Origin of the sequence: Luteolibacter ambystomatis (assembly GCF_018137965.1) — a bacterium.
Lineage (GTDB): Bacteria > Verrucomicrobiota > Verrucomicrobiia > Verrucomicrobiales > Akkermansiaceae > Luteolibacter > Luteolibacter ambystomatis.
In genome coordinates this window covers 1,515,947-1,530,620 of sequence record NZ_CP073100.1, presented here as the reverse complement: position 1 = coordinate 1,530,620, position 14,674 = coordinate 1,515,947, and the positions used below count along the sequence as shown (strand labels likewise).

The following is a 14,674-nucleotide window of genomic DNA, read 5'->3' as shown; positions in this document are numbered from 1 at the left end:
TCCCATGTCCATGAAGCGTCTGCTCCTTCTTCTCACCGCCATCGCATCCGCTGCGGCGGCGGAACCGTCGAAACCGAACATCGTGCTCATCTTCGCGGATGACATGGGTTGGCATGATGCGGGTTACAACAATTCCAACGGCTTTTTCGAAACGCCGAACATCGACCGGCTGGCGAAGGATGGCATGGCATTCACCGCCGCCTATGCCGGTGCGGCAAACTGCGCCCCCAGCCGCGGCTGCCTGATGTCCGGCCAATACACACCGCGCCATGGCATCTACGCTGTAGGCAGTACTTCACGTGGACCGAAGAAGGAGTTTCGCATGGATCCGGTCCCGAATACCAGCGATCTCCGCCCGTCCATCGTAACGATGGCGGAGGCCCTGAAGGCGCGGGGCTACGCCACCGGCCACTTCGGCAAATGGCACCTCGGTTCCGCCAAAGACGGCACCGGCCCGCTCCAGCAGGGCTTCGACACCAGTGATCCCACCTTGATTCCCCCGCCGGACAAGGAAAACAACCCCGCCGATCCGAAGCGAGCCTACTCGATCACCCGCGAAGCCTGCGAGTTCATCGAGAAGAACAAGGAGCGGCCGTTCTTCGCTTATGTGGCACATCACGCCATCCACTCGGCACAGCAGGCCCGGCCGGAGACATTGGAAAAGTTCCGAAAGAAAGCCCAGACGATGAAGGCGGATGCGAAACCGCTCTATGCCGCCTGCACTTACGATCTCGATGACAGCGTGGGCGTCCTGCTCAAGAAGCTTTCGGATCTCGGTCTGGACAAGAACACGCTGGTGATCTTCACCAGCGACAATGGCGGCACTCCTCAATCACCCAATGAGCCATTGCGCGGTGCCAAGGGAGCCTATTACGAAGCGGGCATCCGAGAGCCCTTCGTCGTACGCTGGCCCGGCACGGTCCAACCAGGATCGAAATGCGATGTCCCGGTCATCAATGAGGATCTCTATCCTACCTTCGTCAGCGCCGGGGGCGGCACACCTGCGGAAAACCTTGATGGAACAAGCCTGCTGCCCCTCCTCAAGGGAGCCGCCACCCTGCCCCGCGAATCCATCTTCTGGCATTTCCCCGGCTACCTGGATAATCCGGTGCCGCGCGGACGAGACAAGATTTTCCGCACCCGCCCCGTCACCACCATCCGCAAGGGTGACTGGAAGCTGCTGTGCTATCATGAAGAGTGGTTGCTCGATGGCGGGCAGGAAAAGATCGCCACCAACCACGCGGTCGAGCTCTACAACCTCAAGGATGATCCCGGCGAGCATCACGACCTCGCCGGAGAGAACCACGCCAAGCGCGACGAGTTGATGAGCGATATCGTCGGGTGGTGGAAAAAAACCGACGCCAAGCTCCCCACACCGCTGGGCAGGGACGGTCCCAAGGCGGACAAGGAAGAGAAGAGCGATGAGGAATAGAAAACGGGCGGAATGAAACATTGTCCACCCGGGACGCGTTCGCTTCACGTTCCCCATGAAACGTTTCGCATTGCTCCTGTTGTTCGCTCTCCCATGCCTGAAAGCCGCACCGCCGAACATCATCATCCTGCTCGCGGACGACATGGCCCAACAGGATCTCGGGGTTTTCGGCCAGAAAGAATACGCCACACCGCATCTGGACAAACTCGCCCGCGAAGGCTGCATCCTCAGCAACGCCTATGCCGGAGCCCCGGTCTGCGCGCCTTCCAGAGCAACCCTCCTGACGGGATTGCACACCGGCCATGCGCGGGTCAGAGCTCTCGGCACCCGCCTCAAAGGCCAACCGGCCATCCTGCTCAAAGAGGACACCACGATTGCCAAAGTGCTGCATGACACCGGCTATCGCACCGGCGTCGTAGGCAAGTGGGGACTTGGCTCCAACAACGATGAAGGCCATCCGTTGAACCTCGGTTTCGACTCCTTTTATGGTTTCGAAACCCACGAACAAGCCCACGATTTCTTTCCGCCATTCCTCACGCGTGACCGTGTTCGCGAGCCGATTCCGGGAAACGCCGGTTTTGATATGAAGCGGCTCTATCGCTATGACAGCGACCGCTCGCTACCCCAGGTGCCGAAGGATTTCTGGCCGCAGTACATGGCGGATGGAGCGCTTGATCTCACAGGGCTTGGAGTGAAACAGCCTGACCAGGCACGTTACTCGCAGGACATCATCCAGGAGGCCGCGTTGCGATTCATCAATCAACCGGATCCACGGCCGTTCTTCCTCTACTATGCCACCCAGATTCCGCACGGACCGACCGTCGTGAAGAACCTTGGTGAGTTCAAAGACAAGCCATGGGACATCAAGCATAAGGTCTGGGCAGCGATGATGAAGACGCTGGATGACGATGTGGGCGAACTCGTAGCCGCGTTGGAGAAGTCCGGAAAGCGTGGCAACACCGTGATCTGGTTCGCCTCGGACAACGGATGTGAACCCGGCTACCTCGCGACCCACCTCGACAAGGACAAGCGCGGCGATGATCCCGTTTTCCACAATTTCGGTCCGGGCCGCGGAGTGAAATACACCCACTACGAGCGTGGACTGCGGGTGTCCTCCTTCATCAATGCCCCCGGACGGATCGGCCCCGGCATCTGCGAACAGCCGACGGAGAACTACGACTTGCTCCCAACCTTTGCCGCGATGGCCGGAACGAAGTTGGACAGCAAGACGGACGGCATCAATCTGATGCCTTACCTGCAGGGAGTCACCTCCGATGATCGCATCCTCTACTGGGAGGACGGCGCGAATGCCAAAGGCACCCAGGCCGCCCGGACCGGCAAATGGTTCGCTTTCCGCGAGGGGTCCGGTGCGGCGCTCCAGCTTTATGATCTGGAGACGGATCGGGCCTGCAGCAACGATCTCGCACCGAAACAGCCCGAAGTGGTTGGGCGGATCGACCGTTTCCTGAAGGAACAGCATGCGCCCAGCCCTTGGTATCCCTCCAAGCTGGACGCAGCTCCGTGAAATCGCCCGCTCACTTCAATGTCATCAGGTAGTTGAATAGGTCCGCGGCCTTCTGTTCATCCATCCCATCGAGCAATCCCTCCGGCATCAGTGAGCGTTTGGAGATCACGTGGGACGCGATCTTCTTCCGCTCCACCACCCGCGGCTCGGCGCCAATGGGGCGGATGGTGACCGCGTCCGCAGTATCCTGAACCAGGAAGCCGCTGATGACCGTGCCGTCCGTCAGCGTGAGATCGTGGCGATAGTATCCGCTCTCAAGTTGGGCGTTCGGATCGAGGACATTGCGCAGCACCCCTTCCAATCCCATCGCCCCGATGCCGCTGAGATCCGGCCCGATCTGTGTTCCTTCCCCGCGGGCCTGATGGCAGATCATGCAGGTGTTCTGGAAGGTCGCTCTGCCCGCCACGGGATCTCCTTTTCGCGAAACGATGTCCTTGTATTTCCCGAACTTCGCCGCCTTTTCAGCCGCCTGTTGCGCGGTCATCAGCACGGGAAAATCACGGGTGAGTTGCACCACCGCGGGTGGAACCAGTTTTCCGGGATCATCTCCGGACAGGCGGAGCACCAGCCCCGGGGATTTCATGCCAGCCATGTCGGTCTGGTAATTGGCGCGGATCTCATCGGCCGAGCGGGCCGTATTCCAGATTCGGAATTCATAGTAGTCCGCGCCACTGGTTGCCGTAGTCGTGGTGCCGCCGATACGCAGCCCCTTGAGCGGCTCTGTGAGAGGTTTGCCCTTGTCCTGATCCAGCTCGCCATCGAGGTAGATCTTCACGCGACCTTCGGTATCCCGGGTCACCGCGCAGTGGGTCCAGAGATTCGGTTCCACCCGGCGATTGGCGATCGCTACATCACTGCCCGCGAAAACACGCAAACGGGCATCATGGAAATTCATGCCCGGGCCATTGAGAGCCCCGAGCAATCCATCCCTGTTGTCGATCCCGGGAGCGAGTCTGATCCAGGTCTCCACGGTGAACGGTCCTTCGAGATCCACCGTCCGATCAATCTGTCCGGCGTTCCCATTGAGATGAATCACGCGTGCAAGCTGGGTACCGGACTTGGCCAGCAGCTTGGCCACCGATGGCTCCTGATCGCCCATAACGAGGATCAAACGCTCGAACGCGCTGCCATCGAGTTCGCCAAACTTGCCCGCTGCCGCGGCTTCAGCGAATGCGGCGGCCTTTGCCTTGGTGGAGGTAAGGCCATCGATGGCGATGGTCCGCAAGGCACCGGGCAGACCACTCCATTTCTCCGCGAGCAAAGTTACGGCCTTGGGGTCATCCGCACCACTGAGAGCTCCCACCGCCGCACGGCGAACCGCCTCATCAGCGTGATCGAGGAATCCAGCAAACGCATCGGCACGGGTGGAACCCGTCTCACGCAGTGCGGAAAGAATGGCCACCAACTCGGCGGATGGCTTGTCGCGATCCAACCACGAAGCGATCTCCGGCTCCAGATCCCTCAGGCGCAGCAGCCGCGCCAGTTGCAGCACCAGCGCGCGGTCCTCCGGTTTCGGCTGCGCTTGCAAAATCGCACGGCAGGCTTTCGTCACCACCGTGGCAAGCGCGGGCTTGGTCAGCATCGCTGGTTCCAGACGAGTGAGACCTTGAAGCAAGGGAGCGCGCTTCGCGGGATCAGCCAGCAACCGATCCAAGGCTGACACCACCTCCGGTTGATCAATCTGGCTGCCCAGCAAAGCGAGCTCCTCGGCATCCAGCGGACGCTTGATATTGGAAAGTTCCGCCACCAGCAGCGGGGCCGCTTGGGCAGGTGGCAGCGAGAGGATCGCCAGCAGGCGGGCCTCCGGTGCGAGTCCATTCCCGGAGGCTAGCATCCTGCGGGTTTCTTCCGGATGCAATTCCATCACCCAACGCGCGAGGTAGCGCTCGAACTGCCGGTCATAGGCATCCCATACGGGTCCACCGAGCGGTTCACGGCCGAGACGAGCGACCAATGCCACCATGGCGGGCGTCACGTCCGGGTGGTGACGGACCGCATTTGCCAGCGCGGCACGCACGCGGTAGTTCGGGTCGGTTGCGGCGTTGGCGAACACCGTCACAAAGTCGTTGGCAGCCAACCCTTTCTCCCCCGCGATGCGCAGGGCTTCGTGTCGAATGGATGCCTGCGGATCAATGGCCAGCTTCTTGAAGACCTCCACCGCTGGCACTCCATATGCATCCAGCGCATGGAGCGCATCAAGACGGCGAGCCAGCTTCGCCTTGGGATCAACAGCCAGCGCGATGAGCTTTTCCTTCACCGCCGCCGGTTTCGTCTCCACCAGCCGCTGCCACGCCATGGCCGCATCCAATGCCCCCGGGCCACCGAGCTGGGCCACAAGCTGGTCCGCATTCATCTCGGCCACGTTCACCGGTTTCACCGGCTTTGCATCGGTCGGGCGGATGCGCCAGATCCGCCCGCGGGTCTTGTCGCGATCGGGATGATTCCGCGGCACCTCGTTGTGGGAGATGATCTTGTTGTACCAGTCCGTGATGTAGAGGAATCCATCCGGACCGAACTTCACCGAGACCGGGCGGAACCACGGATCATCCGACACAAGGAAATCACGGCGTTTGTAGTACTCCGGATGACGGTCCGCTCCATCCCGGTTCATCGATACCACCTGGATGCGATTCGTGATCGGATTCGCCACATACACCACATCCTGCCCGCCGTATAGAGTGGCGAAGCGGCTGCCCTCATCACCAGCCACCGCGAGGCCGCTCAGGCCGGTGCCGCCCATTTGCACACCCGGCGTGGATTCCGGGATATAAGGCGCGTAGGCTTTCAGTTTCTCGCGTGAACCCCCGCGGTAGTGAGCTCCCGGTTCGAATTCGGAAAGCGGCATGCCCATGTCATTCGCTTCCTGGACAAAGGTTTCACCGGAACGCGTCTGGACAAGGCCCCAGATGTTGTTCGGACCCGCGGTCACGGCTTCGAAGTCCGAGCCATCCGCACGGAAGCGTCCGAGCTTGCAGGCATTGAAACTTTTTTCCAGTGATCCATCCGGGAACGGCTTGCCATCCGGGCGACGCACCTTGGAGGCATTGAAAAGTCCCTGCGCCACATAGACCCAGCCACCCGGAGCACGCTCGAACTGGTGCGGCATGAGGTGAGAATCCTGGACGCCGAAGCCATCCAGCACCACATCGAACTTGTCCGCCTTTCCATCGCCGTTGCTGTCCACATAGTGACGGATCTGGCTGCCGTGATGCACGAGCGCACCATTGCCATCGAGATCGGGCATCAGCCCCAACGGGATGGCCAGACCATCCGTAAATACCCGGGGAGTCAGCGGCAGCGGCGCGGAAGGATCATCGAACACCAGCACCTTGTCCTTGCCCGCTTTGGCATAGAGGGCATCGGCGCTCGCCTTGTTCTCGTTGCCATCCACCGGATACTCGAAGGCGGTCATGGTCCACATGCGCCCGCGGCCGTCCCAGGCCACCGTGATCGGCTTGCCCACTCCCTGTTCTTCCGAAGCCACCAGTTCAGCGGTGAAGCCTTCCGGTAGATGAAACTTCTTGAGTTGGTCCGCAGCGGAAAGCGCGGAAGAGCCTGCCGCCACGGGTGCGGGTGGATCGACCTGGGTGGCCTTCCACGTAGGAACGCCGGGAGTGTCCGGCAGTTCATCGAGAGTGAAGTCCTTGCATTGCACCAGACATTTGCCTCCCGAGTGGACCTGGATGCCGATCAACCCATCGAGCGGAATTTTCCCCTCCCGCTCGGTGTAATCCAGAGCCGGAACCCCGTTGATCCAAGAACGGATGCGGCGTCCCTCGCAGACGATGCGGTAGTCGTTCCACTCCCAATCCTTCACCGCGGCCTTGAGGGCCTGCGGATCGAGTGCGGCTGACAGCTTCACATCGCGGCGGGCTTCATCATAGAGATCACCCCAATAGCCGATCCCCGCATCCACCTGATAGCCCCGCATACGGGACTGTCCCGGCTCACGGATGCTGCGCACCTGCATGCCGGAGTTGATGAAGCCCTCGCCTTTGATCAGGCGGATTCTAAACTTCATCTCAAAGTTGCCGTATTCCTTCGCCGTGGAGAGGAAGAGGTTGGTCGTGGTCTTTTCCTCCAGCGATCCTCCGGTGATCGCACCATCCTGGACGCGCCACCACTTCTCCTCGCCCTTCGGCATTTCCCATCCCTGGAGGGTTTTCCCATCGAAGATGGACACGGGTGCCGCATGGGCGGCACCGGCAAGAGAAAGACCGAATGCTAAAACGTGGATGGTTTTCATCGGATGGCTCATGGAACTTCGAAGTCGAATACGATGACGCGCGCCAGCCGCGGCACGACGATCTCCTTCACCCGCTCATGCTCCTCATGGGGTAGATACGCATCCCGCGCTTCCTGGGACGAGAAGGTCATCACAAAGCCGTGGGTGAAGCCGTCATTGAGTCCCTCGCTGCTCTCATAGGGACCGTGCTCCATGCTCAGGAGGCCGGGGATTTTTCCGACCATGCCTCTCATTTCCGAGAAGCATTCATCGATCTGGACCGGAGTGATCTCCGGATGGAATTGGAACATGCCGTAGTGTCTGACCATGGGAAACGTCGTGTGAGCTGCGAGGATACGCGTAACACTACGATCGATCCCATGGGATCGATCACCCGGAACATATTCAGAATCCACCTTGGCGGGCCGCACCCATCAATTCCAGCAGCTTTTCGGCACAAGCTCGGGCGAAAACCGGGCTGTTCACCGTTTCTTCGAGTTCCAGCACGGGTTTCCGGGATTTCTCACGGATCGCCGAGAACAGGGCCTCATCCGCCGCCGGATCGTAAAACGCCCCCCCTTCCGCACTGATCACGCTCACGCCCTTCTTCGGCAGCAGGATCGTGGTCGGGGCTTCATAGCGGTTCACCTTCTCCGCGAGGATGCGGCCGAGTTCGGCACATTCCGCCGGAGACGTCCGCATCAAGGTGACCTGCGGATTGTGGATATAGAAATTGCGGCCCGCGTAGCGTTCGGGCACGGTCGCTGGTTCTCCGAAGTTCGCCATGTCCAGACAGCCCGGCACGACGATGGATGGCACCCTGGCGATGGCGGTGGCGTCCAAGCGCTCCGGTCCCGCGCTGAGCGTCGCCCCGATCAACTCGTCCGCCCACTCGGTGGTGGTGATGTCCAGCACGCCGGATACCATGCCGCTGGCAATAAGCGACTCCATCGCCTTGCCGCCGGTGCCGGTGGCGTGGAAGACCAGCACCTCGTAGCCCGCTTCCTCGATGATGCGCTTCGCTTCGTTCACGCCATCGGTGGTATTGCCGAACATGCTGGCGACCACCAATGGCTTCGAACTCCCTTCCCCTATCCTGGCCTCGACCATGCCGCAGATCGCTCCCGCCGCACGGGCGAAGACCATGCGCGAGACGCGGTTCAATCCCGCCACATCCACGATCGCTGGCATCATCGCGATATCCTTCGTGCCGAGGTAATGGGCGGTATTGCCGCTCGCCAACGTGGAGACCATCAGCTTCGGAAAGCCCAGCGGCAAAGCCCGCATGGCGGCGGTGGCAAGCGCGGTTCCCCCTCCTCCGCCCAGCGACACCACTCCCTGGATGCGGCCTTCGCGGGCAAGCTTCTCCAACAGGACCGGAGCGGCTTTCGACATCGCCACCACACACTCGCCACGGTCATGACGGGCCAATGGACCGGAAAGATCGACGCCTGCCGCTGCCGCCACCTCCTCACGGGTGAAGTCCGGCTTCACCACCGGCGGAGCACCGGTGCCCACATCGATCAGCAGGGTTTCATGCCCGCGCGCGCGGATCAGCTCCGCGACATAGGCATGCTCCTCCCCCTTCGAATCCAGCGTGCCGAGAACAGCGATGGTGGCCATGGGAAATGATCAGTGGGTCCGTTTCACCGGAATGGCCTTGAACTCACGCGTCAGCGCGGTCAGCGAATACTCGACTGCCATGCGCTCGAGGCTCGATGCGCCGACAAAGCCCACGCAATCCGTGTGCTCGTTGATATAGGCGGCATCGGCCGGAGTGTTGATCGGGCCGCCGTGGCTCAGGAAAATCAGATCATTGCGGACGCTCTTTGCCGCATCGATGATGGCCTGGGTTCGCTTCGCCGCATCATCCAGCGAGATCGTCGCATCGACCACCCCGATCGAGCCGCCAATGGTGGTGCCCACGTGTGCGATGATCACATCCGCGCCGGCCTCCGCCATCGATTTCGCCTCCTCCTGTGAATCGACATAGACGATGCTGAAAAGATCCATCCGCCGTGCGAGGGCGACCATTTCGAACTCCTTCTTCACGCTCATCCCCGTTTCCTCGAGAATCTGGCGGAACTTGCCGTCGACGATGCTGTGGGTCGGGAAATTGTTCACGCCGCTGAAACCCATGTCCTTCACCTTGCCGAGCCAGTGCCACATGCGGCGGCGCGGATCGGTGGCATGCACGCCGCAGATCACCGGGATCTCCTCGACCACAGGCAGCACCTCGTACTCGCCGATTTCCATGGCCACGGCATTCGCGTCGCCATAGGCCATCAGGCCCGCGGTGGAACCGTGCCCCGCCATGCGGAAGCGGCCGCTGTTATAGACGATGATGAGATCCGCGCCCCCTTTCTCGATGAACTTCGCGCTGATGCCGGTGCCCGCTCCAGCGGCAATGATGGGCTGCCCTTTGGAGAGGGTGTCGTGAAGGCGTTCAAGCACCTCGGTGCGAGTGTAGGGATTTCCGGTTCCGGTCCAGGGATTGGGCATGATAATGGGAGGCTGGGTGGTGACTGACAGATTCGCAGTCAACCACACGGTTTCTAGCATGAAACCGTCATCAACACCGCACATTTGGATATTGGAAATCAACTTTTTGACCTTGAGAGCCAACCGGCGTGTTATTACCTCTCCCGGAATCCCGTTTTCTCCTCTCCTGACCCCATGGCGTCCGCCGATCCAAACACCGAGGGCACTCCCCGCGACATCCAGATCCTCGGTGGCAAGACGCGCTATGTCGTGGTCCGCGCCGATCCGAGCGACATGCGCGGCTGGCTTCAGAAAGGGGCGGTCTGTGATCTGCTGACGCAACACCACATCTCCCATGCCGGCATCATGCTGGCGGAGCCTCCTTTCCAAGTCACCCGCTTTGAACAATCCGGCACCTTCCTGCTGTCGTGCTTCGAGGGCGAAGGCGAGGTCCTCGCGGACGGTGGATGGAAGCGCATCAAGGCCGGTCAGACATGCCTGCTGCCGCCCTTTGTGATGAACTCGCTGAAATGCGTGGCGGGCAAACCCTGGCACTTCGCCTGGGTGCGCTATCGCGAATCGCGGGAGGCGGCTCCCATCGTCTCCTCCGTCTCACCTCTCACCGGCTCGCAGGATCCGCGAACATTGAAAGCAGCGGTGGAGGGACTTCATGCCGAAGCCTCCGGCGAACGCAGCCTGGCGGCACTCCACCACTGGAGCGAACTGGTCCATCATCACGTCATCCGCTTCGCCCAGCCTCATCAGCCGGACAGCCGGCTATGGCGGCTGTGGCAGCGCGTGGAGGCTGACCTGGGAAGGCCCTGGACGCTCGGAGAACTGAGTGCCATCGCCTGCGTGAGCGAGGAACATCTGCGCCGGATCTGCCGCAAGGAAATCGGGCGCAGCCCGATGCAACACCTGACTTTCCTGCGTCTGCAACGCGCCCGCCTGCTGCTGTGCGCGACCGATGACAAGGTCGAGACGATCGCGCACGCCGTGGGATTCGAGAGCTCCTTCAGTTTCTCGAACACCTTCAAGAAGTGGATCGGCTGGAGACCCTCGGAATACCGCATCTCCCAGCGATCCAAATAAGATCAACCGAAACCGCCGCTGATGTAGGACTCGGTGCGCGGCACCTTTGGCGTTTGGAATATCTGGCTGGTTTCGCCATACTCGATCAGTTCGCCGAGGTAGAAAAACGCGGTCTTGTCCGAGCAACGGCTGGCCTGGGCCAGGTTGTGCGTCACGATCACGATCGTGTAGTCCTTCTTCATCTCCAGCAGCAGTTCCTCCACCTTGAGGGTGGAAAGCGGGTCGAGTGCCGAGCAGGGCTCGTCCATGAGGATGATGTCCGGCTTCACCGCGATGGTGCGGGCGATGCACAGGCGCTGCTGCTGGCCGCCGGAGAGACCGAAAGCGCTCTGTTTGAGGCGATCCTTCACATCGTCCCACAGCGCCACCACCCTGAGGCAGTGCTCCACGGTATCATCGATCGTGCTGCGGCTCTTCTCGCCATGGATGCGGAGGCCGTAGGCGATGTTATCGTAGATCGATTTCGGGAACGGATTCCACTTCTGGAACACCATACCCACCTTGCGGCGCAGCATCTGGAGGTCGAGATCCGTACGGGAGATGTCAATGCCGCCGACGCGGATGGCGCCACCGGTGATTGCCGCGGACGGGATGCGGTCGTTGATGCGGTTCAGGCAGCGCAGCAGCGTGGACTTGCCGCAGCCGGAGGGTCCGATGAAGGCGGTGATCTGGCCGGCCGGAATCGAGAGATTGATGTCGTGGAGAACCTGCTTCGTGCCGTAGCTGAAGCGGAGATTCTCGATCTCGATGGCGGGAACCGCTGCGGTCTGGTCTGGAGAAAGATCGCTTACCATTTGAGTTTCGAACGGACGCGGTTGCGAAGCACGACGGAAACCGCCGAGAACAGGAAGATCATGAGGAGGAACACGAACACCGAGCCGAACTGCGCGCGCTCCGTGTATTCCGAGGTGGGGATACGCGCGGCCAGGGTGTAGATGTGATACGGCAGTGCCTGAACCTGTCCGGAAAATACCGCGAGCGGACTCTTGATGCCTTCCCAGGGGAGGTCATCCTTCGCTGCCACCGCCGCGGTGAACATGATCGGAGCGGTTTCACCGGCGGCACGCGCGAGCGAGAGTACCGAGGAAGTCAGGATGCCCGGCAGCGCGTAGGGCAGCACGCACTTGCGGATGGTGTGCCAACGGGTCGCGCCGATGGCCAGCGAGGCCTCGCGAAAACCCTGTGGCACCGCCTTGAGAGATTCCTCGGAGGCGGTGATGATGACCGGCAGGATCATGCACGCCAGAGTCGCAGCACCGGCGATGAGCGAGGAACCCCAGCCTTCGAAGCTGATGTGGGTGAAGCCCAGCGGGATCGCCAACAGCGTGCGCTCGGATGGAGTATCCGTGAAGATCGGCGCGGCCAACACGAACACCGCGAAGCCGAACAGGCCGAAGACGATGGAAGGAACACCCGCGAGGTTCAGGATCGCAAGGCGCACCCAACTGATGAAACGGCCCTGCTTCGCATATTCACTAAGATAGATCGCCGCACACACGCCGAAAAACAGCGCGAGCGCCACGCTCAGCAATGTCAGCAATGCCGTGCCGACGATCGGACCGGCGATACCGCCACCGGAGTAGGCGAAGGTCTGCTCGTTGAAGACCGCGCTTTCTCCCTTCTCGGCGGTCCAGCGGTGGAATTCGGAGGCCGGAAGCTGGTGGCGGTTGCCCTCCGCGTCATCGAAGACGTGCAGCGTCTCGGTCTTGTGGGTCAGGAACGCGATATCGACGAAAGGAGCCTCTTTCTTGAAAAAGACCGGTGCGCCATCGACAATCATGCGGCCGAAGATCAGCAGCGCGATCGCGATGATCGCCCAGGTGATCCCGCCGAGGAACGACTTCACGAGTCCTTCGGCGATACCGTTGCGGTGGACGCCGCGGCGGATGAGTTGTTCGGGATTTTTCATCGAAGGATCAGTGGTGGCCGATGCGGAAGCGCTTCAGGAGGCGCTGGGCGCTCCAGTTGATCAGCAGGACGATCAGGAAAAGCAGGATGCCCACGACGAAGAGGGCGCGGTAGTGGACGCTGCCGAAGGGCACCTCGCCGAGTTCCTGGGCGATGATGCCGGTGAGTGTGTGCGCCGGTTGGAAGAAGGTGCCGAGTCCTTCGGTGAAATCCGGGATCTGGATGCGGTTGCCCGCCACCAGCAGCACCACCATCGTCTCACCGATCACGCGGCCGAGGCCCAGCAGCACCGCTGCGAGGATGCCGGAGATCGCCGCCGGAACAGTGACGCGGAAGATGGTTTGCAGCTTGGAGGCACCGAGCGCATCGGACGCTTCGGAGAAGGCCGATGGCACGTTGTTGATCGCATCCTCGGAGAGCGTGAAGATCGTCGGGATCGCCATCAGGCCCAAAAGGCATCCGGCGGTGAACATGTTCAGACGCTGCTGGATCGGGAATCCCGGGATCCATGACAGCGAGTCATGCATCGAGGTTTCCTGAAGCCAGGTGCCAAGCACCGCGATGCCGACGAAGCCAAGCACCACAGAGGGAATCGCCTGGAGGAACTCGATGGTCGGCTTCACGAATTTCTGCTGGCGCGGACCAGCAAGCTGGTTGGTGTAGATCGCCGCGCCGACACCGAGCGGGATGGCGAGAGCGAGAGCGATCAAGGAAATCATCAGCGAACCCGCGAACAGCGGCACGATGCCGTAAAAGTCCTGCCAACCGCCACCTGTAATCCAGTCACGACCGGTGACGAACCCCCAGATCGTACTGCCCATACCGACCTTTTCATCACCGTTCCAAGCCTGGAGCTTGGGCATGGTATCGGCGGTTTCTCTGGCGAGTTCCGGAGCAGCCTTGCGAAAGGCCGAGAGATAGCGGGCGGCCTTGTCGTCGGACAACTGCGGCAGTTTCTGCAGGACTTCGTTCAGTCCATTGCTCATCGCCGCGTTCGCCTCCTTGAATTCCGGCATGCGCGCCATCACCGGCTCCAGCGAGCTCTTGAAGTCCACCGGCGGAGTGGTCACGGCCGCGGTAGCCTCGTTTTCGAGTTGGGCGCGTGCGGCCGGGTCCTTCGCCTTGGCGGCGGCAGCCAGCAGCGTGTCCCGCTTCTCGGTTTCAATCTCGTTCAGCGTGGCCGCCTCGCGGGTGGCTTTCACCGTTTCGGAGATTTCGGAAACCAGACCGTCCATCGCGGACGAGGAATCCTGGAAGGCGTTGATACTTTCACGGAAAGCCACATAGGGACCGGCGGCCTCAGCCTGCTTGGAGGCGACGGCGGCCTGAAGATCCGCGACGAACTGCGGATCATCCTTCGACAGAGGATCGCGGTTCCTGAGCTGCTCCAGTAGTCCGGCTACCTCCGCGGAGGTCAGGTGCGGGGTCTTCGGCAGGCCTTCACCTGCCTTGCCAGCCAAGGCGTCCTGAAGCTGGGACTGATACTTGGCGGAGAGTTTCGCCAGCAGTTCCGCAGGCGGGGCGGGCTTGGCAGGTGCCTTTTCACCGGTGCCCTCACCTTCAGGGGCGGGTTCGGTGTCGGCGGGGGCATTGATGCGCAGGAGTGCGTCGCGCGCGGGCGTGATCGCCTCGCCAACGTAGTTCGAGATCGCGGTAGCCTCCTGCGAGCGGAGCATCTCCTTGCGGCAGGCGGCATTGATCTGCGCGTAGTAAGCGCGGTTCAGGAGCGAAACCATCTGCTCCTGCGCGGTCAGGTCCTTGCGGGCGATATCGACGAATTCGAGGCCCGAATGGCGATAGACCTGGAGCTCCTGGCGGTACTTCGGGAAGAACCCGATGCCCTCGCGCAGGAGGAAAACGATGATGAGAATCAGAATGATGATCGTCAGCGCGGCGTTACCGCCGAAAAACGCCTTGATCAGACCTTCGGTACTGCGGCCCTTGAAACGGAAGGGATGACCGGCGGGGACTGGACTTGGCTTGGGCTCCGACATGCTCGGTATGGGCGGGC

General features: G+C 61.5%; 10 protein-coding genes. 3 read left to right on the top strand and 7 right to left on the bottom strand.

Annotated elements, in window-relative coordinates; genetic code table 11:
* The first annotated feature begins 10 nt into the window (after positions 1-10).
* Complete coding sequence (locus KBB96_RS05900; protein ID WP_211633426.1) at positions 11-1,432, top strand: sulfatase; 1,422 nt, start codon at positions 11-13, stop codon at positions 1,430-1,432.
* A gap of 55 nt (positions 1,433-1,487) precedes the next feature.
* Positions 1,488-2,957: a sulfatase-like hydrolase/transferase gene (locus KBB96_RS05895; RefSeq protein WP_211633424.1), complete on the top strand. Its 1,470-nt coding sequence runs from the start codon at positions 1,488-1,490 to the stop codon at positions 2,955-2,957.
* Positions 2,958-2,967: 10 nt separating this feature from the next.
* Here KBB96_RS05895 and KBB96_RS05890 read toward each other — a convergent pair whose 3' ends face one another.
* The 4 genes from KBB96_RS05890 to KBB96_RS05875 all read right to left on the bottom strand — a co-directional run bounded on the left by KBB96_RS05890 (position 2,968) and on the right by KBB96_RS05875 (position 9,684).
* On the bottom strand, positions 2,968-7,203 hold the full coding sequence (locus KBB96_RS05890) for a PVC-type heme-binding CxxCH protein (RefSeq protein WP_211633422.1): 4,236 nt from the start codon (positions 7,201-7,203) through the stop codon (positions 2,968-2,970).
* 8 nt (positions 7,204-7,211) lie between these two features.
* Positions 7,212-7,511, bottom strand: coding sequence for a Dabb family protein (locus KBB96_RS05885; protein ID WP_264176990.1), 300 nt, complete (start codon positions 7,509-7,511; stop codon positions 7,212-7,214).
* A gap of 76 nt (positions 7,512-7,587) precedes the next feature.
* Positions 7,588-8,805 (bottom strand): Tm-1-like ATP-binding domain-containing protein, encoded by a 1,218-nt coding sequence (locus KBB96_RS05880; RefSeq protein ID WP_211633417.1) that lies wholly within the window; start codon positions 8,803-8,805, stop codon positions 7,588-7,590.
* Positions 8,806-8,814: 9 nt separating this feature from the next.
* Complete coding sequence (locus tag KBB96_RS05875) at positions 8,815-9,684, bottom strand: phosphoenolpyruvate hydrolase family protein (protein WP_211633414.1); 870 nt, start codon at positions 9,682-9,684, stop codon at positions 8,815-8,817.
* A 174-nt stretch (positions 9,685-9,858) separates the two neighbouring features.
* Between KBB96_RS05875 and KBB96_RS05870 the strand changes: the two genes are divergently transcribed.
* Positions 9,859-10,755 (top strand): helix-turn-helix transcriptional regulator, encoded by an 897-nt coding sequence (locus KBB96_RS05870; protein ID WP_211633411.1) that lies wholly within the window; start codon positions 9,859-9,861, stop codon positions 10,753-10,755.
* Between the two features lie 2 nt (positions 10,756-10,757).
* Here KBB96_RS05870 and pstB read toward each other — a convergent pair whose 3' ends face one another.
* From pstB to pstC, 3 genes are read right to left on the bottom strand one after another with little or no spacing between them, the layout of a single operon-like run.
* Positions 10,758-11,549 carry a phosphate ABC transporter ATP-binding protein PstB gene (gene pstB, locus KBB96_RS05865; protein WP_211633409.1) on the bottom strand — a complete coding sequence of 264 codons (792 nt, stop codon included), beginning with the start codon at positions 11,547-11,549 and terminating at the stop codon, positions 10,758-10,760.
* Positions 11,543-12,664 carry a phosphate ABC transporter permease PstA gene (gene pstA / locus KBB96_RS05860; protein WP_211633407.1) on the bottom strand — a complete coding sequence of 374 codons (1,122 nt, stop codon included), beginning with the start codon at positions 12,662-12,664 and terminating at the stop codon, positions 11,543-11,545. Before pstA ends, pstB begins: the two co-directional genes overlap by 7 nt.
* A gap of 7 nt (positions 12,665-12,671) precedes the next feature.
* A complete protein-coding gene (gene pstC / locus KBB96_RS05855) occupies positions 12,672-14,657 on the bottom strand; it encodes a phosphate ABC transporter permease subunit PstC (RefSeq protein WP_211633405.1) in 1,986 nt (661 codons plus the stop codon).
* Positions 14,658-14,674 lie beyond the last annotated feature (17 nt).

Coding starts and splice junctions, on each gene's coding strand:
- KBB96_RS05900 (WP_211633426.1), top strand. CDS start 11: ATGAAGCGTCTGCTCCTTCTTCTCACCGCCATCGCATCCGCTGCGGCG.
- KBB96_RS05895 (WP_211633424.1), top strand. CDS start 1,488: ATGAAACGTTTCGCATTGCTCCTGTTGTTCGCTCTCCCATGCCTGAAA.
- KBB96_RS05890 (WP_211633422.1), bottom strand. CDS start 7,203: ATGAAAACCATCCACGTTTTAGCATTCGGTCTTTCTCTTGCCGGTGCC.
- KBB96_RS05885 (WP_264176990.1), bottom strand. CDS start 7,511: ATGGTCAGACACTACGGCATGTTCCAATTCCATCCGGAGATCACTCCG.
- KBB96_RS05880 (WP_211633417.1), bottom strand. CDS start 8,805: ATGGCCACCATCGCTGTTCTCGGCACGCTGGATTCGAAGGGGGAGGAG.
- KBB96_RS05875 (WP_211633414.1), bottom strand. CDS start 9,684: ATGCCCAATCCCTGGACCGGAACCGGAAATCCCTACACTCGCACCGAG.
- KBB96_RS05870 (WP_211633411.1), top strand. CDS start 9,859: ATGGCGTCCGCCGATCCAAACACCGAGGGCACTCCCCGCGACATCCAG.
- pstB (WP_211633409.1), bottom strand. CDS start 11,549: ATGGTAAGCGATCTTTCTCCAGACCAGACCGCAGCGGTTCCCGCCATC.
- pstA (WP_211633407.1), bottom strand. CDS start 12,664: ATGAAAAATCCCGAACAACTCATCCGCCGCGGCGTCCACCGCAACGGT.
- pstC (WP_211633405.1), bottom strand. CDS start 14,657: ATGTCGGAGCCCAAGCCAAGTCCAGTCCCCGCCGGTCATCCCTTCCGT.